Below are 19,324 nucleotides of genomic sequence, written 5' to 3'. Positions count from 1 at the left end.
CCATTGCCACCCGGAGGCAGAACAGGCGTTTGCCTCCACCGGTGAAACTGGTATACCCCCAACCGGTGATTAGACGAGGGGAAGCCGATGGGGCAGATGCGCTTGGTTATCGTGGGAGCTGGTGGCCGGATGGGCCGGGCCTTGACCCGCGCCGTGACCGAAGTGCCGGGTGCCGGCGTAGTTGCGGCCATTGAACGGGAAGGGTCGGATCTTCTCGGTCAGGATGCCGGTGAGCTGGCCGGTGTCGGCGCGCTCGGTGTGTCCCTGACCGACGACCCCTTGACGGCCTTTGCACAGGCCGACGGTGTTCTCGATTTCACGACGCCCGCAGCCAGCCTCTGGTTTGCGGAACTGGCCGCGCAGGCCCGGATCGTGCATGTCATCGGCACGACCGGCTGGGGCGCGGGCGAAGACGAACCGCTGAAGGCGGCAGCTCGCCATGCGCGTATCGTCAAATCCGGAAACATGAGCCTCGGTGTGAATTTGCTGGCCAGCCTGGTGCGGCGGGCCGCCGCCGCGCTGGACGCGGACTTCGACATCGAAGTTCTGGAAATGCACCACAAGCACAAGGTCGATGCGCCGTCCGGAACGGCTCTTCTCCTCGGCGAGGCCGCGGCCGAAGGGCGCGGCATCGACCTGGCGGCACATTCCGTACGGGTCCGGGACGGCATTTCCGATCCGCGCAGAAGCGGTGACATCGGCTTTGCCACGCTGCGCGGCGGTTCGGTGATCGGCGAGCATTCCGTCATTCTCGCCGGAGAGGGCGAGCGTCTCGAACTGACCCACCGGGCCGAGGACCGGCAACTGTTTGCACGGGGGGCGGTCAAGGCAGCCCTGTGGGGCTTCGACCAGAAGCCGGGATTGTATTCGATGGCCGACGTGCTCGGCCTGGATTGATATCGTTGCGTGTTTAGATTGAGGAGAATGGCATGGACCGCCTTCTTGTGCTTGTCCGTCACGGACAAAGCGACTGGAATTTGAAGAACCTGTTCACGGGCTGGAAGGATCCGGACCTGACGGAACAGGGTGTGGCGGAAGCCCACAAGGCCGGAGAGCAGCTCAGGGATCTGAAACTGACCTTCGACATTGCCTTTACGTCAGTGCTGTCCCGCGCGCAGAAGACACTCGACATCATTCTGGATGAACTCGGCCAGACGGGGCTGGAGACGGTCAAGGACCAGGCCCTGAACGAACGTGACTACGGTGATCTTACCGGAATGAACAAGGACGAGGCGCGCGCGCAGTTCGGCGAAGAGCAGGTGCATATCTGGCGCCGCTCCTTCGACGTGCCGCCTCCCGGCGGGGAGAGCCTGAAAATGACCGCGGAGCGGGTGCTGCCCTACTACAAGGCCGAGATCCTGCCCAAGGTTCTGGCGGGCAAGCGCACCATTGTTGCTGCGCATGGCAATTCGCTGAGGTCGTTGATCATGGAGCTGGAAAACCTCTCTCCCGAGGAAATCCTGAAACGTGAACTGGGGACCGGTACGCCGATCATCTACCGGCTGGACGAGAATGGCGCCATTCTGAGTGTTCAGGATCTGGCCGACTGATCCCGATGGGCGTTCAAAGCCGGAACAGATGTCATCGAGCCGGGGCGGCAGCCGCCCCGGCTTTTGTTATTGTGGGCAAGTCATTCTATTGCGCGACTGACGGGAATGGGGCCGACAGGTGCCGGCCCGGATTTGGGTAACAATTCGCGACGAGCGACGGCTCAAGGCAGACAGGGTCGGAAGCCCGGACGGCCAAGTTGGGGACGCGAGGCGGTTGGTCGTGCAGATTGCAGCGAAGGCCTGCTTTAAGCCCGCTTCGGCCAAGGCTCACGAGATCTCCCGATCCAATCGGAAACGATACGCTCTAATTGGGGATGGAGCCCGCGATGAGCCTGGCGGTCTCGGCCCGCTGTTCCGCCGTATAGATGGCTCCCGGCGTGATCGAGAAGCTGGGAGCGAGGCCCAGACGCGCTACAAACGCCTCGACCGCGACGTCGGCCACCTCCCGGGCGGGTGTGAGTCCGCTGGGGCGACCATCTGCGACGGGTGCATCGGAGGACAGGGTGGTCGCGGATAGGGCATGCAGGACCTCAGGCGCATCGATCAAGGGCAAGGCCTTGAGCATGAATACGAGGCTGTCAGGGTCGGCCTGGGGGATTTGTGTCAGCAGACTGGTCCGCGCTTGACTGTCACCCAATGCCGAGAGCGCTAGCCGCGCTGCCAGGGCTGCCGGGGCTGTGGGCTCCTGTGGTTGTGCCTTGACCAGGCGGGTGCCGGACAGGTGACTCGAGAGCACGTCCTCCGATCCGGGCACCAATGCCCCCAAGAGCAATACGCCCCCTTCCGCGTCTGGTGCCTGGAGAGCTTCCCTTACCGCTGTTCGAAGCTGCGCGGCAACGGGGCCGGCTGGTGGGCCATAGGCCAACACGGATTTCAGCGCTGTGGCGCTGGCGCGAGCACGCAGATCAGGATCAGGGTCGCCGATATAGGGCAATACGGGCGCCAAGACCTCCGCACCGCCGACGGCTGCCAACAGGGCCACCAGGTGCGATTTCGCGTCGGCGGTCTCCGCAGCGGCCAGGCGCGCAGCCAGGGGGGGCACGGCTGCCGCGCCTGCTTCTACCAGAGCCTTCGAGGAGCCTCCAGCCAACGCGGTTGCGATCTCTGCCTCAAGGTTCATGTCGTCTGCCATAGTGCTTCCTGCGAGCCAGGTGAACAGAAACGCCCATGCGATGTATCTGGCCAAGTTGCGGTGTCGAGACATTATGTGCCCGACGGATTGATAATGTTGGCCTGAGCGCGCGAAATGAGCTGCCCCGTTCGCACCGCTCCGCTTGCGATCAGGTGCGTTGCAGTGCCGCTGTGCGGACCGATGCCACGCAGGTGAATGGTCTCGTGCGCCAGGGTTTCAGCATGGGTTGAGCCAGTGATAACGTCTTGCATCAGGCAGTTCTTTTCGCCCGCCAAGGTTCCGGCACGGGTGTTGTTGATCGCAGGCGTCGCATCTTGCTCATACTGCCATACAAAGAAGACATTGAAGTCTGCTGCAGCGTCAGCGAAGCTTGTGACATCGTCCCATTCATGTTCAGCGGCTGCCACGCCCGGCAGGTGGCTGGAAAACCGCACCGTGGCGCCAAGGTTCTGTGGAACCGTTACAATGCGTGCGCTCTTTCTGTACATCCGCACGTTGGCCTGGGTGTCCAGCAAACGATTGACGCCCTGTATCAGGGTGTTGAGGTCGCCCATGTTGCGGTTTGTTTTGTGGCCGGCATTGTCTTTGACATAGTGGAATGCCGTATTGATCTTGACCTCGGTCTTCACCGAGATTTCGAGTATGTCGCTGTTGGGGACGGGGCCGGCAAATCCGGCGTTCGGCACAAAGCGGATAAATCCCTTGCCGGCCTTGAGTCCCTTGATCGTCAAATGATGATCGGCGCCGACACGGCCATAGGTAACCCTGGCAATGTCGTTGGGAGTTAGTTCAGGTACCAGGGCTCCGGCCCCCCGCACGACAAGCGTGCGCTCCCACCCCCTCGGGACCATTTGCCACTTGGGTGATGCTGAGGCGTCGAAGCCGAACATGGGTATACGAGGGGCGAAGACAATTGGCATACGTCAAGTTCCAAATCGACTATGGTGCTTTCAGCGGGCATATTTTCGTTTGTTTTGCAGCGCACAAGAAATAGGGCGTTGCAGGACTATGCATGAAAAATAATTACTGTGAATAGTGGATCAGGAATCCCGATAATGCAAGAGTTGCCTCTAGGGCATTTAAGAGGGTGCGCACAACGCATCAAGTAAATTTGCAGCCTGAAAGGGGGGCATTTCTTGAGCTTGCGAATGACTGCAAAGTCAGCAATTCCGCAATTTGCTCTGATCGCAAAGAACGTCAGCTTTCGGGATCGTGCCGCGAAACACCGAACGTGCAATTGGCGACACGAAGGAGCCATTCGGCTCAACCGCAACGAAATTCGGCTCTGTCAACCCGACGCAGACACCAGCGCGTCATCGATTTCGCGCGCCCGGACCGCCGCGGGGCGCGCCGTCAGGCGCTCGGCGTATTCTGCAAACCCGGGCCGGTCAGGCAAGGTGCCGAGCATCCTTCCCCAGAGAATTTGCGAGCCCACATAGACATCCGCGGCGCTGAATGCCGCTCCGGTCACATAGTCCCGCCCGTCCGACAGCATCGCGGCGAGCGCGTCGGCGACCGTCTCCAGAGAGCCGTAACCGGACCGCCCCCGCGCCTGCGGGTCGTCGGGCAGCTCGAAACCGAAATGGGCGTTGGTGATCGCCGCCTCGCCCGGTCCGGCAGCGAAGAACATCCAGCGCAAATAGGCCGCACTCTCGGGGGGGCCCGGCGCCGGGGCGAGACCAGCTTCGGGAAAGGCGAAGGCGAGGTAGGCGCAGCAGGCGGCGGCTTCGGTCACCACGGCGTCTCCGTGCAGCACGGCCGGCACCTTGCCCATGGGGTTGATCGCCAGATAGTCGGGCGATTTCATCTGCGGTCCATAGTCCATCACCCGCGTCTCGTAAGGCTGACCCAGTTCCTCGAGCATCCAGCGCACGATGCGTCCGCGTGACATGGGGTTTGTGTAGAAGATGATCCCGGACATGGGCGGGGCCTCCCTGTTTGCCGTTCGCGCGGTGATGTTCCACCATCGCGCGCGGGCATGACAAGACGAAAACGGGTGGCAGTGCATTGCCGGACCGGCTGAACGCTTGCATCTGCCGGTCGCCGATCTGCGAAACTCTGTTTGAATGATGACAGCCAATCAATGCCGTTTTCGCAAAGTGACGCTGGATGAACTCGGATTGCGCGCGCAATGGCAATCACCGTCGATAGGAACCGGGTTGCGAGCCCTATGGCTCAACTCGGGAAACACGGTGGGGCTTGATCTTGCCAATGGTGGCCAAGAATGGTGCGGCGCGCAGGCAAGGGCAGCAAGGTCCACCCTGCTGACCCCGGAAGTTTAAGACCACAGTGTCCGCCTTCGGGGAGCGCATCTGTAGATGTGAGCGACCGAACAGAGGACGCGAAGCCGGTTGCCGGCTTTCAACCGCATGCAAAACGGGCGACCGATTGGCCGCCCGTCCTGTTTTTTCAGAGGGAGTAGCCGTTCTGGGCAGCCAGGTTTTTCAAAGGCCGCTCCGGACGGGCGCCGACATGGCTGATCACGCTGGCGGCGCACAGGCAACCAAGCTCGGCCGCTTCGGAGAGCTTGAGATCCCGTGCCAGGCCGAACAGGAAACCGGAGGCGAAGAGATCGCCCGCACCGGTCAGATCGACGACATTGTCAACCTCCTGGGCAGACACCCGGAAGGTTTCCTCCCTGTTGAAGACCATGGCGCCGTCCTTGCCGAGGGTCAGTGCGGCAAGGGCACCGGTCTCGCGGGTGGCCGCGATGGCGGTATCCAGGTCCGAGGTTTCATAAAGCGCGCGCAGCTCGTGTTCGTTGGCGAACAGGAGATCGACGACCCCATCGGTGAGCAGGGACTGGAATTCGCTGCGATAGCGGTCCACGCAGAAGGAATCGGACAGGGTGATTGCGACTTTCCTGCCGTTGGCATGTGCAATCTCGGCGGCCTTCAGGAAAGCCTTCTTGGCCTCTTCCGGATCCCACAGGTACCCTTCCATGTAGGTGACGGCGGAGGCGGCAACGACATCCTCGTCCACGTCGGCGGGACCGAACTCCGTGCAGGCGCCCAGATAGGTGTTCATGGTGCGCTCGCCATCCGGCGTGATCAGGATCATCGAGCGCGCGGTGGGCTTCCATTCGCGCAGCCGGGGCGTGTTGAAATAGACCCCGGTGCCGTTCATGTCGTGATAGTAGCTGTCGCCCAGTTCGTCCTCGGCCACTTTACCGAAATAGGCTGGCCGCCCACCGAGCGACGCAATGCCGGCCGCGGTGTTGCCGGCGCTGCCGCCTGAAACGCGGACGGTCTGCCCCATCTTGTCGAACAGCCGGACGGCTTCATCCGTTTCAATCAGGCGCATGGAGCCCTTGATCAGGTTTTCCTGAAGCAGGAAATCCTCTTCGACATGTGCAAAGACATCGCAGATGGCGTTGCCGATGCATAGGGCGTCAAATCTGGTTTCAGTCATGAAATCCTCTGGTTTGGCCAGGTGGGTTTGGGCGGCGTCAGGAATGTGGATTCGGCCGCAGGGCGCGATTGGCTTCCGGTTCCTTGATCTTGTCCCGGAAGGGGCTCGCCCGGTAAACGCCGAGCAGGTTCAGCTCGGCGCAGAAAAAGGCAAGTTCCTCGAGAGCGAGGGCAACACCGGGATCCTCCGGGTGACCTTCGACATCGGCGTAGAACATAGAGGCAAAGAACTGACCTTCCAACTGGTAGGATTCCAGTTTTGTCATGTTGACGCCGTTGGTCGCGAAGCCCCCGAGCGCCTTGTAGAGCGCTGCCGGGACGTTGCGGACCCGGAAGACGAACGTGGTGATGACCGGCTGGCCGTTATGGGCGGCTTCCAACTTGTCACGCGAGAGAATAACGAAACGTGTGGTGTTGTGCGCGGCGTCCTCGACGTCCCGCCGCAAAATGTCGAGATTGTAGATTTCCGCGGCCATTTCAGGCGCGAGTGCACCGACACTCGGGTCGCCGAGCTCGGCGATCTGACGGGCGGATCCGGCGGTATCGCCGCCAACCACCGCGGCAAGGCCGAGCTCGCGGATGACATTGCGGCACTGGCCGAGCGCATGGATGTGGCTCTGGACCTTTTTCAGCCCTTCCACGGTCGCGCCCTTCGGTGCCATCAGCTGAAACCGGATCGGCATGAAATACTCGCCGATGATATGAAGGTTCGACTTGGGCAGCAGATGGTGGATGTCGGCGACGCGTCCGGCGACCGAATTCTCGATCGGGATCATGGCCAGATCGGCCGTGCCGTCGTCCATGGCCGAGAAACAGTCTTCGAATGTCGCGCAGGGAATGGCCTCATAGTCCGGGTAAACGCTCCGGCAGGCCATGTGGGAATTGGCGCCGGTCTCTCCCTGAAACACTATTCTCTTTCTGTCGTTCATTGGTCTTTCGCATTCCATCTTGGTGACGGCCTGATGCGGTTCCTGCTCAGGTGGTCTGGTAGGCCGCGCGGGCCCGGTCGAGGTCTTCTTGCGTATTCACGTCCATCGGGGCGCTGTCAATGATCGAGACATCAATGCGCATGCCTGCTTCCAGGGCGCGCAACTGCTCGAGCTTTTCCCGCATTTCCAGGGGCGAGGGCGGCAGCTGGACGAACCGCGCCAGGGCGTTTCGCCGGTAGGCGTAGATCCCCAGATGCTGATAGAGCGGTCCGTCGCCGCTCGGCGCGGTCGCGCGGGTAAAATACAGCGCCCGGTGATGGCCGTGTCCGTTCGGGGTGGTCACCGCCTTCACGAAATTCGGGTTGTCGCGATAGGCTGGATCGGTAATCTCGGTCATGATCGTGCCGACGGCGACGTCGGAAACCGCCAGAGGCGCGAAGGCTGCGCGAATCGCCGCAGGCTCGATCAGAGGCACGTCACCCTGCACGTTCAGGATCACGTCGTGCTTTTTGTCGGGATCGAGCAAGCCGGCGGCCTCGAAAATCCGGTCGGAGCCGGAAGCATGATCGGTCCTGGTCATGACGGCCTTGCCGCCGTGATCCTGGACCGCCTCGAAAACGTCCTTGTCGTCGCAAGCCACCGCGACCTCGCCGATATCGGCGTTTCTCGCCTGCTCCAAAACCCGCACGATCATCGGTTTTCCGCAAATATCGGCAAGTGGCTTGCGCGGCAGGCGGGTGGCCGCGAGACGCGCCGGAATGATGACAAGTGCTGCTGTCAAGAGGGTCTCCCTGTGGCCCGATGCAAGCGCCGGAAAGCAAAAAAATACGGGCCGCGTCCGTTTGTCGTATCAGATGCCCTTTTAAAGCTATGGACAGCAAGGTCAAAAAATTTGTAGGTTCCGGCAAAATTCGAAAAGCTGATAGGGGTCGCAGTGGCGCTGCGGGCCCGGACGCGTATGAGCTTGGAGCCGGAGAGAATGGATTCCTTCACGTTGAACAAGGTCGCTGGTGCGGTCCTAGGGGTTCTTATTTTGACGATGGGTGTCGGGATTGTGTCCGACATCATTTTCCATCCGACGATCCCCGGCAAACCGGGATATGAGATCGTCGTTGCTTCCGCCGAGGATTCCACGTCTGAAGTGGAAGCTGTGCCGGAAGTCGCCCCGATCTCCGAGCGTATCGTCGAGGCCTCCGCCGAGGATGGCGAAAAGGTTGCCAAGAAGTGTGCGGCCTGCCACGACTTCACGCAGGGCGGCGCCAACAAGGTCGGACCAGCCCTGTGGGGTGTGATCGGACGCAAGCCGGGTGGACATGAGGGCTTTGGCTATTCCTCGGCCATGGTGGCGTTCGGCGAAGCAAACGCCGAATGGACCTACGAAGAACTTGATCACTTCCTCGAGGCGCCGAAGAAATACGTTGACGGTACGTCCATGAGCTTTAACGGCCTTCGTAAACCTGAAGATCGTGCCGACCTGATTGCTTATCTTCGTGAGCAGTCGGATTCGCCGGCACCGTTGCCGACCGAGTAATCGTCAAAAGCAGCTTGCGCCGCAACGCTGTACTTTAGAGAAGCCGGGTCAGTGACCCGGCTTTTTTATTTGAATTATATGAAAAATTAACAAATCTTACGTTACGTAGTATATTCGCGCTGGCTAGGTCGAGCAGGGACCGAATGGGCATCAATCTGACGCGGAATATTTTTTCGAGGTCCGGTGGAACGTGGGTTGCGTCCCTCGTTGCCGCCGTCTGCTTTCTTGCAGGGATCGCGGTCACCGCCCATGTCGGCCAGCTCGTTCGCAACGAACTGATCTCCCATCACAAACGGCAGGCTGTCGCCAGTCTTTCCGAAGCGCGCGCCCGGCTTGAGGGCGAAATCGGCCGGACGGTCGCTTACGGCCTCGGCATCCGGTCCTATGTGACCCAATTTGTCGACCAGCCTTTCGACTTGGAGGACTATCGCGAAATCGGGGTCGAGCTCCTTGAGGAAAACCCGTCGATCCGCTCCATCGGACTGGCGCCCAACAACATCCTGCGTGCGGTCTTTCCGTTTGAACCGAACCGGTCGGCGATCGGCCTGAACTACCGGATGAACACGGCGCAATGGCCTGCGATCCGCAAGGCCATGATGACAAGGGAAGTCGTGATCGCGGGACCGTTGGAGCTGGTCCAGGGCGGCACGGCCCTGTTGATCCGCATTCCCGTGTTCCCGGCGGCCTTCCCCGGCCAGCCCCTGGAAGAGCGCAGCTACTGGGGGGTTGCGACGCTTGCCCTTGATCAGCAGGGCCTGATGGCGGCGGCGGGGATCAAGGATGTCGTCAACGGGATCCGCATCGGGGTGGTCAACCGGGCAACCGTTGAAAACAACAAGATGATCGTCGGCAGCCCGTCCCTGTTCGAAAAGGACACCGTGTCCTTGCCGCTGCACCTGCCTGGCGGGCTCGAATGGGAAATGGTCGGGTACCCGGAGGCGGGATGGTCCAGCTCCGGCAACCAGGTCTGGATCACGCAGCTCGTGGGCAGCCTGATTTCGCTGGTCTTCGGTGCGATGGCCTTCCTGCTGATCAGTGAAGTCTACAAGGTCCGGTCGATGGCGCTGCACGATCCGTTGACCGGACTTGCCAACCGCCGGCTGCTGGAAGACCGCATGCATCAGCTTGCGGCCATGTGCGAGCGGTCCGGAGCGGGGTTCGAGATTTTCTATGTGGACCTGGATGCCTTCAAGCCGGTCAACGACAATTACGGTCATGCCGTGGGGGACCAGCTCCTGATCGAGGTCGGCCAGCGGCTGCAGAACCAGATCCGGCAGACCGATACGGTCGCGCGGGTCGGCGGTGACGAGTTCATCGTGCTGACGCCCGGCAACATGCGGCGCGAGGAAAAGAAGACGTTCCTGCATCGTTTGGGCGAGAAGGTCGCGCAGGTCTTCGAGTATTCGGGCGCCCTTATCGATGTCAGGGCCAGCATTGGATCGGCAAGCTATCCGGGAGACGCTGCCACCGTGGAAGACCTGCTCAGGGTCGCCGACGGCAGGATGTACGCGCAAAAGGCAAAATCCAAGCAGGGATCCGAGGAGTTCCCGCCCAAGGGCCTTCCCCAGACAGGTTAAATTTCTGTCATCTCGGCAACCAGCAGGTGACGCAAGGCCTGCTCGTCCCTACACTAAATCCATGAACCCGTTGATTTGGGTGTCAGGTACCGGAAGGGACGGAGAAGCCGATGGTGTTCACGTGGCGATTTTTCAAACAGGCTGCAGCAGGTCTCGCGCTGGCTGGCGCCGTTTCGGTCTCGGGACTCGGGAACGGCGCGGTGCAGGCCCAGGAGCCCGAGTGGCAACATGGATCGGCGCTTAACGGAACACCGAAATACGCTGCCGATGTCGAGCATTTCGACTACGTCAATCCTGAGGCCCCCAAAGGCGGCACCGTGCGGCTGGCCGCAAGCGGCAGTTTCGACACGTTCAATATTCTCGCTCAGAAGGGCAACCTCGCACCGGGTGTCGCCCTGATCTACGAAAGCCTGATGGAACCGTCCCTCGACGAAGAGGACATCAGCGCCCAATACGGGGTCCTTGCCGAAGCCGTCCGCTTTCCGGATGACTATTCCTGGGTGGAGTACCGGCTGAACCCCGACGCGCGCTGGCATGACGGCGAGCCGGTCACCGCCGAAGACGTTGTCTGGTCGTTTAAGAAGGCGATCGAGCTGGACCCCCAGCGCAAGTTCTACTACCAGAACGTCGAAAAGACCGAGATAGTCGACGAGCGCACGATCCGGTTCTCCTTCGATGTGAGCGGCAACCGGGAACTGCCCAAGATCATGGGTCAGCTGACGATCCTGCCGAAGCACTGGTGGGAGGGAACCGACGACAAGGGCGAGGCCCGTGACATCTCACGCTCGACGCTCGAACCGCCCCTGGGGTCGGGCCCGTACCGGATCAAGGATTTTTCCCCGAGCCGTCAGGTCATCCTCGAACGGGTCGATGACTATTGGGGCGAGGATCTGCCGATCCGGGTCGGCGCCAACAATTTCGGCGAGATCCGCTATATCTCGTTCCTGGACGACTCCGTGCAGTTCGAGGCGTTCAAGGGCGACCAGTATGACTATCATGTCGAGCGCAGCTCCAGCCAGTGGGCCAAGCGCTACGATTTTCCGGCCGTCAAGGACGGGCGCGTGGTCAAGGAGATCTTTCCGGACAAGTCGCGGGGCGTCATGCAGGGGTTCTTCTTGAACCTGCGCCGGGAAAAGTTTCAGGATCCCCGGGTCCGCCGGGCTCTCAACTTTGCCTATGATTTCGAAACCACGAACGAGATCGTCTCCGCCAATCTGTTGAAGCGGGTGAATTCCTATTTCGCCGGAACGGAGCTGGCGTCTTCGGGTCTTCCGGAGGGCAAGGAGCTGGAGATCCTGGAAGAGGTGCGCGACCTGGTGCCGCCGGAGGTCTTCACCGAGGAATACACCAATCCGGTCGGAGGGTCGCCCGACAAAGTGCGCGCCAATCTGCGCGAGGCGGTCAAGTTGTTGCGGGAAGCGGGTTACGAGCTCAAGGACCGCAAGATGATCGATCCGGCGACCGGCGAGCAGCTTTCCATCGAGTTCCTTTACAGGGACAAGGCCAGCGAGCGGTCCCTGTTGCCCTATTCCAAGAACCTGGAAGCGATCGGCATCAAGCCGATCCTGCGTCTGGTCGACACATCGCAATTCATCAACCGGATCCGCGGGCGGGATTTCGACACGACCGTCCTGGCAATCGGACAGTCGCTGTCACCTGGCAACGAACAGCGTGAATACTGGGGCTCCGAGGCTGCCGACAACGACAGCTCCGCCAATTATGCCGGCATCAGGAACCCCGCCGTCGACAAGCTGATCGACAAGGTGATCTTTGCACAAGACAGGGAAACGCTGGTGGCCGCCACCCGCGCGCTTGACCGGGTCTTGCTCTGGAACCATTACGTCGTGCCCCAGTTCTACGTCGATGAAACCCGCACGGCGCGCTGGAACCGGTTCGCTCATCCCGAGAGCATGCCGGAATACAGCACCGGCTTTCCGACGATCTGGTGGTATGACGAGGCGCTTGCCGCGAAGACGGAGGCCCTGAAATGAATGATCGCCTCACTCCCTCGCGCCGGCAGGTTCTGCACCTGGGCGGCGCGGCCGCGCTCGCCGCGTCGGTTCCCTGGTCGCCGGTGCCGGTACGGGCCCAGGAGGCGCCGGACGCCCGCCACGGCCTGTCGGTCTTCGGCGACCTGAAATACCCTGCCGATTTCGCCCATTTCGATTACGTCAATCCCGATGCCCCCAGGGGAGGCACCTTTTCGTTTCAGGCGCCCTACTGGTACTTCAACCAGAATGTCCAGACCTACAACACCTTCAATTCCTTCGTCCTGAAGGGAGACGCGCCGCCGCGCATGGAGCTTTGCTTCGACACGCTGATGGTGCGCGCCTGGGACGAGCCCGATGCGGTCTACGGCCTGGTCGCCGAAACGGTCGAAGTGTCGGAAGACGGCAATGTCTTCACATTCAACCTGCGCCCGGAAGCCAGGTTTCATGACGGCTCCAAGCTGACGGCCGAGGATGTCGCCTATTCGATCATGCTGGTCAAGGCGGACGGTCATCCGATGCTGAGCCAGCCCCTGGCCGTGCTCAAGGATGCCGTGGTTCTGGGCGAGTACAGGGTCGCGCTGCATTTTGACGGCAACCAGGCGCGCAATTTTCCGCTGACCGTTGCCGCCGACTATCCGATTTTCTCCAAGCGCTATTACACTGCCTACGATTTCAAGCAGTCGACACTGACCCCGCCGCTGTCCTCCGGACCATACAAGGTCGGCAAACACGCGATCGGCCGTTATGTGGAGTACCACCGGGTCGAGAAATACTGGGCGAGGGACCTTCCCGTCGCCAGGGGACAGTTCAACTTCGCCACGATCAGGACCGAGTTCTTCCGCGAACGGCAAGTGGCCTTCGAGTCCTTCAAGAAGGGCAACGTGTATTACCGGGAGGAATTCTCGTCGAAGAACTGGGCGACGGAATACAATTTCCCAGCCTTCGAAGACGGTCAGGTCGTGCGGCGGGAATTCCCAGATGGCCAGATTGCCGGGGCGCAGGGCTGGTTCATCAACACGCGCCTGGAGAAGTTCAAGGACCCTAGGGTGCGCGAGGCACTCGGGTTTGCCTTCGATTTCGAATGGTCCAACAAGAACCTCTTCTACGGACTGTATCAGCGGACCCAGTCCTTCTTTGAAAACTCGGCGATGAAGGCCGAAGGCACACCTTCCCCCGAAGAGCTCGCGCTATTGGAGCCCTACCGCGACCGGTTGCCCGAAGCGGTCTTCGGGGAGGCGGTCGTGCCACCGGTCAGCGACGGGTCCGGTTTCGACCGCAACCTGCTGCGCAAGGCGAGCGATCTGCTGGCCGAGGCCGGCTTTGAGCGCCAGGGATCCGATCTCATCGGCCCTGACGGCAAGCCGTTCACGATCGAGTTCCTGAACAACACCAAGGCCTTCGAGCGGATCGTCAATCCGTTCATCCAGAACCTGGAAAAGCTTGGTATCCGGGCAAACCTGCGCATCGTCGATCCCGCGCAATACCAGTCGCGGCTCAATGACTATGATTTCGATATCGCCAGCCGCAGGTTCAGCCTGTCGACGACGCTGTCGGACAGCATTCGCGATATCTGGGGATCAAAGGCGGCCGCGACGCCGGGCACCTACAATGTGGCGGGGATCGCCGATCCTGTTGTCGATGCCCTGCTCGACAAGGCGGTCGCCGCGCAAAGCCGCGAGGAAATGAACACGGCCGCGCGCGCGCTCGACCGGGTTCTGAGGGCCGGCCATTACTGGATTCCCCAATGGCACAAGAACATCCACACTGTCGCCATGTGGGATGTCTATGGATACCCGGAGGAAACGCCGCGTTATTTCTTCCCGGTGGAAGAACTCTGGTGGATAGACGCCGAAAAGGCGGAAAAACTCGGCAAAGCCGGATAATCTTCTAACAGCGACACCTTCGGCCCGTTTCAGAAGGCCAGACCAAAAAGGGAATGCACACACTCCATGGGCGCCTATATCCTTCGCCGCTTGCTTTTGATGATACCGACGCTGGTCGGGATCATGGCAATCAACTTCCTGATCGTCCAGTTCGCGCCGGGCGGTCCGGTGGAAAGGGTCATCGCCCAGCTCCAGGGCACGGATGTCTCGGCAACCTCGCGGATAAGCGGCGGCGGCGGTGACATGCTCGGCGCTGGCAATGATGCCTCCGGCGGCAGCGGGTCTGCGTCCGGAGACAGCGTCACGTCCAAGTATCGCGGCGCCCAGGGCCTGGATCCCGAATTCATCAAGCAGCTCGAGGCCCAGTTCGGGTTCGACAAACCGCCTCTGGAGCGCTTTTTGAAGATGCTGGGCGACTATGCCCGTTTCGACTTCGGTGAAAGCTATTTCCGGGACATCAAGATCTGGGAGCTGATCAAGGAAAAACTGCCGGTTTCAGTCTCGCTCGGCCTCTGGATGACCCTGATCTCCTACGCTGTTTCGATCCCGCTTGGAATTCGCAAGGCGGTCTCGGACGGCTCGAGGTTCGATATCTGGACTTCGGGGATCATCGTGGTGGCCTATGCCATCCCCGGTTTCCTGTTCGCCGTGTTGCTGATCGTGCTGTTCGCGGGCGGATCCTTCTGGGACATTTTCCCGCTGCGCGGCCTGGTCTCGGACAATTGGGAGGAACTGTCCTGGCCAGCGCGGATCCTGGATTACTTCTGGCACCTCGCCCTGCCGCTGACCGCCATGGCCCTGTCCGCCTTTGCAACCACGACGCTGCTGACCAAGAACTCGTTCCTTGACGAGATCCGCAAGCAATACGTGACCACGGCCAGGGCAAAGGGGCTCGGCGAGCGCCAGGTTCTCTACGGCCATGTGTTCCGCAATGCGATGCTCATCGTTGTCGCGGGCTTCCCGGGCGCCTTCATCTCCTCCTTCTTCGCCGGGGCGCTCCTGATCGAGACGATTTTCTCGCTCGACGGACTTGGCCTGCTCGGTTTCGAATCGGTGATCAACCGGGATTACGCCGTCGTCTTCGCGACCGTCTACATATTCGGCCTGATGGGGCTTCTGGTGAGTCTCATCTCCGACCTCACCTATACCTGGATCGATCCCCGGATCGATTTCGAAAGCCGGGAGGTCTGACACATGGATTCCCGCCTCGACAAGGACATGGAAGACGCCGGCTACGACGTGCTCAATCCGCTGCCGGAGGAAACCGCGCCGCCGCCGCAGAAGATGCGGCTGTCGCCCATCAACCGGCGCCGGCTGGCCAACTTCAAGGCCAACCGGCGGGGCCACTGGTCGCTCTGGATCTTCCTGGTGCTGTTCACCTTGGCGCTGTTCGCTGAATTCATCGCAAACGACCGGCCGATCCTCGTGTCGTACAAGGGCGAGCTCCTGGTTCCGGTGCTGGTCGATTACCCGGAAGACAGGTTCGGCGGGTTCCTGGCGGTGACCAATTACAAGGACAGCTTCATCCGGGATGAAATCAACGCGAACGGCTGGATGCTGTGGCCGCCGATACGGTACTCCTACGATTCACGCAATCTGAACCCGCCTGTCCCGGTCCCGGCACCGCCGTCCTGGACGATGGACAAGGAAGAACGCTGCGCGAAATACCCGGAAGGCGCGAACGATCCCGGCTGCATCGTCGGCAACTGGAACTGGCTCGGGACCGACGACCAGGCCCGCGATGTCTTTGCGCGGCTGCTGTACGGCTTCCGGATCTCCGTTCTGTTCGGACTGGCCCTGACACTGGCGTCGTCCGTGATCGGCATCGCCGCAGGCGCGGTCCAGGGCTATTATGGCGGCTGGACCGACCTCCTGTTCCAGAGGTTCATCGAAATCTGGACGGCGGTGCCGACGCTCTACCTGATCCTGATCGTGTCCTCGTTCCTGGTGCCGGGGTTCTGGACCCTGTTCACGATCCTGCTTGCCTTCAGCTGGGTGGCGCTGGTCGGCGTGGTCCGGGCGGAGTTCCTGCGCGGCCGGAACTTCGAGTATATCTCGGCGGCCCGGGCGCTGGGCGTGTCCAATCCCGTGATCATGTGGCGGCATCTGCTGCCGAACGCCATGGTGGCAACGCTGACCTTCATGCCTTTCATCCTGAACGGCTCGATCTCGACGCTGACGGCGCTCGACTTCCTCGGTTTCGGCCTGCCGCCCGGATCTGCCTCGCTCGGCGAGCTGCTTGCGCAGGGCAAGAACAACCTCCAGGCGCCCTGGCTCGGGATCACCGGCTTCATCGTGATCTCGCTGATGCTCAGTCTGCTGATCTTCATCGGCGAGGCCGTGCGCGATGCCTTCGATCCGCGCAAGAGCCTCGGCTAAGGAGACGACAATGACAAAAGAAACGCTCCTTTCCATCGAAGACCTGTCGGTTGCCTTCACCCAGGGCGGCAACGAGACGCTGGCCGTCGACCGGATCTCCTTCGACATCAACAAGGGCGAGACCGTTGCCCTTGTCGGCGAGAGCGGGTCCGGCAAGTCGGTTTCCGCGCTGTCGATCCTCAAACTCCTGCCCTATCCGGCGGCCTCGCACCCGTCGGGCCGGATCCTGATGAACGGCAAGGATCTTCTGACCGCCAGCGACAACGAGATGCGCAAGGTGCGCGGCAACGACGTCTCGATGATTTTCCAGGAACCGATGACCTCGCTCAACCCGTTGCACACGGTGGAAAAGCAGATCGCCGAAATCCTGACGATTCACCGGGGCATGAGCGAGACCCAGGCCCGCGCCAGGGTGCTGGAGCTGTTGAACCAGGTCGGTATCCACGATCCTGAAAAGCGCCTGAATTCCTATCCGCACCAGCTTTCGGGCGGGCAGCGCCAGCGCGTCATGATCGCCATGACGCTTGCAAACGAGCCGGACCTGCTGATCGCGGACGAGCCGACCACGGCGCTTGATGTCACGGTACAGGCGCAGATCCTGCACCTGTTGAAAGACCTTCAACGCAGCCACGGCATGGCCATGCTGTTCATCACCCACGACCTGGGGATCGTGCGCAAGTTCGCCGACCGGGTCTGCGTGATGACCGACGGCAAGATCGTCGAGCACGGGCCTGTCGCGGAGATTTTCGACAATCCGCAGCACAGCTACACAAGGCATCTTCTGGCGGCCGAACCAAAGGGGGACCCGCCGGCGACCGACAAGCAGAAGCCGATCGTGGTGCAGGCGGATGATCTGAAGGTCTGGTTTCCGGTCAAGCGGGGCCTGCTGCGCCGGACCGTCGACCACATCAAGGCGGTCGACGGGATCGACGTTGAAGTCCGGGAAGGCCAGACGCTCGGCATCGTCGGGGAGAGCGGTTCGGGCAAGACAACCCTTGGCCTCGCCATACTGCGCATGATCTCCTCAACCGGGCGGATCGCCTTCAACGGCTCGGAAATCCAGGAGAATTCCTGGAAGGAGATGCGTCCGCTGCGGCGGGACATGCAGATCGTTTTCCAGGACCCGTACGGCGCCTTGTCACCGCGCATGTCGGTGGCCGACATCGTCGGTGAAGGACTGCAAGTGCATTTCCCGGGGATCTCGGCGGGGGAGCGGGATCGCAAGGTCGCCAAGGCACTGGAGGAAGTTGGCCTTGATGCGTCCACCCGGCACCGCTATCCGCACGAGTTTTCCGGAGGCCAGCGTCAACGCATCTCGATCGCCCGCGCCATGGTTCTGGAGCCGAAATTCGTCATGCTGGACGAGCCCACATCGGCGCTCGACATGAGCGTCCAGGCCCAGGTGGTCGACCTCCTGCGCGAGCTGCAGAAGGCCCATGGCCTCGCCTATCTGTTCATCTCTCACGATCTGAAGGTGGTGCGGGCGCTCGCAAACGAAGTCATTGTCATGCGCCAGGGCAAGGTGGTGGAACAGGGCCCGGCGGAGCAGATCTTCGATGCGCCGCAGACCGATTACACCAAAGCCCTGATGGCAGCGGCTTTCCGGCTCGAGACGGCGCCGGAGGGCGTGGTGAACGTCTGACGTCGCTGCGCGGAGCGTTTCAGCGTTCGGATTCAGCGTTCGGGCATCGACCAGTCTTCGGGCGGTTTGCCGCGGTCGCGCAGGCGCAGCGCAAGGCCGATGGCAACGCCGACACCGATGGCTACCGTCAGGTCGACCAGCACGGTCAGGATGAGCGTTGTTGCGAGCAGCAGCCGGTCTGAAATCGATGTGGCCAGGTAGCCTTTCCACTTGTGCGGCTCGCTCATGGCCCAGGCCGTCAGCATCAGCAGCGCCGCCATTGCCGGCAGCGCCAGATATCCGGCCAGCGGGGCCGCCACCAGCATCACCAGCAGGATCGTGACGGCATGGACCAGCCCGGCGACCGGCGTCTTGCCGCCGGCGCGGATATTGGTGGCCGTGCGGGCGATGGCACCGGTTGCCGGCAGGCCGCCGAACAGCGAGGAGGCGAGGTTGGCCGTGCCCTGGGCGAGCATCTCGGCATTCGGCCGGTGTTTTCCCTCGATGATCCGGTCGGCAACCATGGCCGACAGCAGGGATTCGACCCCGGCCAGGAAGGCGATCACCAGGGCGGAGGGAAACAGTTCGACGACCCGGTCGACAGAAATCTCGGGCAGGGACGGCACGGGCAGACTGTTCGGCAATGCGCCGAAGCGTGAAGAGATGGTCTCCACGGGCAGCTGCAACAGGACAACGGTCAGGGACGCCGCGCCCACGGCTATGATCAGTCCGGGAAACTTCGGAAACAGCCGCCGCAGCAGGACAATCAGCAGCAGCGTGGCAAGCCCGAGGCCAAATGCCGCCAGCGTGGCGGTATCCCGGGCACCCCACAGGGCGGGAAGCTTGTCGAGGAAGTCGGCCGGCACGTCGGCGAGCCGCAGGCCGAAAAAGTCCTTGATCTGGCTGGAAGCGATGATGACGGCGATGCCGATGGTGAAACCGTTGACGACCGGTTCGGGCACGTAACGGATCAGGTTGCCGATCCGGAAATATCCGGCCACCAGAAGCATCAGCCCCGCCATGAAGGTGGCGAGCACCAGCCCGTCGTAACCGTAGTCGGCGATGACGCCGTAGACCACCACGATGAAGGCGCCGGTCGGCCCGCCGATCTGGACGCGGCTGCCGCCGAGGAGCGAAATGAAAAATCCGCCGACAATGGCCGTCACGAGGCCCGTGGCGGGATCGGCACCCGATGCAATGGCGATCGCCAGGCTTAGTGGCAACGCCACCATGGCAACGGTGATCCCGGCGGTAAAATCCGCCCAGAACAGGCGCAGGGAATAGTCCTGCAAGGTGGTGACAATCTTGGGGAGACGCATGG

General features: G+C 61.7%; 16 protein-coding genes. 9 read left to right on the top strand and 7 right to left on the bottom strand.

Annotated features, from left to right (window positions below; genetic code table 11):
- The first annotated feature begins 87 nt into the window (after nt 1-87).
- Both dapB and O6760_RS04925 read left to right on the top strand, forming a co-directional pair.
- On the top strand, nt 88-897 hold the full coding sequence (gene dapB / locus O6760_RS04930; RefSeq protein ID WP_269584373.1) for a 4-hydroxy-tetrahydrodipicolinate reductase: 810 nt from the start codon (nt 88-90) through the stop codon (nt 895-897).
- A gap of 32 nt (nt 898-929) precedes the next feature.
- Complete coding sequence (locus O6760_RS04925; protein ID WP_269584372.1) at nt 930-1,550, top strand: 2,3-bisphosphoglycerate-dependent phosphoglycerate mutase; 621 nt, start codon at nt 930-932, stop codon at nt 1,548-1,550.
- Between the two features lie 304 nt (nt 1,551-1,854).
- Here the strand turns inward: O6760_RS04925 and O6760_RS04920 are convergent, their stop codons facing one another.
- From O6760_RS04920 to O6760_RS04895, 6 genes are all read right to left on the bottom strand, one after another.
- Nucleotides 1,855-2,682 carry a hypothetical protein gene (locus tag O6760_RS04920; protein WP_269584371.1) on the bottom strand — a complete coding sequence of 276 codons (828 nt, stop codon included), beginning with the start codon at nt 2,680-2,682 and terminating at the stop codon, nt 1,855-1,857.
- A 71-nt stretch (nt 2,683-2,753) separates the two neighbouring features.
- The gene (locus O6760_RS04915) at nt 2,754-3,602 is read right to left on the bottom strand and encodes a hypothetical protein (RefSeq protein WP_269584370.1); all 849 of its coding nucleotides are present in this window, start codon (nt 3,600-3,602) and stop codon (nt 2,754-2,756) included.
- A gap of 368 nt (nt 3,603-3,970) precedes the next feature.
- Entirely contained in the window at nt 3,971-4,603 is a 633-nt protein-coding gene (locus tag O6760_RS04910; protein ID WP_269584369.1) for a glutathione S-transferase family protein, read from the bottom strand.
- 488 nt (nt 4,604-5,091) lie between these two features.
- The gene (locus O6760_RS04905; RefSeq protein ID WP_269584368.1) at nt 5,092-6,093 is read right to left on the bottom strand and encodes an adenosine kinase; all 1,002 of its coding nucleotides are present in this window, start codon (nt 6,091-6,093) and stop codon (nt 5,092-5,094) included.
- 37 nt (nt 6,094-6,130) lie between these two features.
- Nucleotides 6,131-7,021 (bottom strand): prephenate dehydratase, encoded by an 891-nt coding sequence (locus O6760_RS04900; RefSeq protein ID WP_269584367.1) that lies wholly within the window; start codon nt 7,019-7,021, stop codon nt 6,131-6,133.
- Between the two features lie 46 nt (nt 7,022-7,067).
- Complete coding sequence (locus tag O6760_RS04895; RefSeq protein WP_269584366.1) at nt 7,068-7,802, bottom strand: 3-deoxy-manno-octulosonate cytidylyltransferase; 735 nt, start codon at nt 7,800-7,802, stop codon at nt 7,068-7,070.
- Nucleotides 7,803-8,000: 198 nt separating this feature from the next.
- Between O6760_RS04895 and O6760_RS04890 the strand changes: the two genes are divergently transcribed.
- The 7 genes from O6760_RS04890 (at nt 8,001) to O6760_RS04860 (ending at nt 18,024) form a co-directional block, all read left to right on the top strand.
- Entirely contained in the window at nt 8,001-8,552 is a 552-nt protein-coding gene (locus tag O6760_RS04890; protein ID WP_269584365.1) for a c-type cytochrome, read from the top strand.
- 143 nt (nt 8,553-8,695) lie between these two features.
- Nucleotides 8,696-10,129 carry a diguanylate cyclase gene (locus tag O6760_RS04885; RefSeq protein WP_269584364.1) on the top strand — a complete coding sequence of 478 codons (1,434 nt, stop codon included), beginning with the start codon at nt 8,696-8,698 and terminating at the stop codon, nt 10,127-10,129.
- Between the two features lie 110 nt (nt 10,130-10,239).
- Nucleotides 10,240-12,120: an extracellular solute-binding protein gene (locus O6760_RS04880; RefSeq protein ID WP_269584363.1), complete on the top strand. Its 1,881-nt coding sequence runs from the start codon at nt 10,240-10,242 to the stop codon at nt 12,118-12,120.
- Nucleotides 12,117-14,003, top strand: a complete 1,887-nt coding sequence (locus O6760_RS04875) for an extracellular solute-binding protein (protein ID WP_269584362.1) — start codon at nt 12,117-12,119, stop codon at nt 14,001-14,003. Before O6760_RS04880 ends, O6760_RS04875 begins: the two co-directional genes overlap by 4 nt.
- A 66-nt stretch (nt 14,004-14,069) precedes the next feature.
- On the top strand, nt 14,070-15,194 hold the full coding sequence (locus tag O6760_RS04870; protein ID WP_269584361.1) for a microcin C ABC transporter permease YejB: 1,125 nt from the start codon (nt 14,070-14,072) through the stop codon (nt 15,192-15,194).
- A gap of 3 nt (nt 15,195-15,197) precedes the next feature.
- Complete coding sequence (locus O6760_RS04865) at nt 15,198-16,382, top strand: ABC transporter permease (RefSeq protein WP_269584360.1); 1,185 nt, start codon at nt 15,198-15,200, stop codon at nt 16,380-16,382.
- A gap of 10 nt (nt 16,383-16,392) precedes the next feature.
- On the top strand, nt 16,393-18,024 hold the full coding sequence (locus O6760_RS04860) for an ABC transporter ATP-binding protein (protein WP_269584359.1): 1,632 nt from the start codon (nt 16,393-16,395) through the stop codon (nt 18,022-18,024).
- 32 nt (nt 18,025-18,056) lie between these two features.
- Here the strand turns inward: O6760_RS04860 and O6760_RS04855 are convergent, their stop codons facing one another.
- A complete protein-coding gene (locus O6760_RS04855; RefSeq protein ID WP_269584358.1) occupies nt 18,057-19,322 on the bottom strand; it encodes a SulP family inorganic anion transporter in 1,266 nt (421 codons plus the stop codon).
- Between the last annotated feature and the right edge of the window lie 2 nt (nt 19,323-19,324).

This window comes from Roseibium sp. Sym1 (assembly GCF_027359675.1).
In the GTDB taxonomy this organism is placed as follows: Bacteria; Pseudomonadota; Alphaproteobacteria; order Rhizobiales; family Stappiaceae; genus Roseibium.
This window is presented reverse-complemented; position numbering and strand designations above follow the sequence as displayed.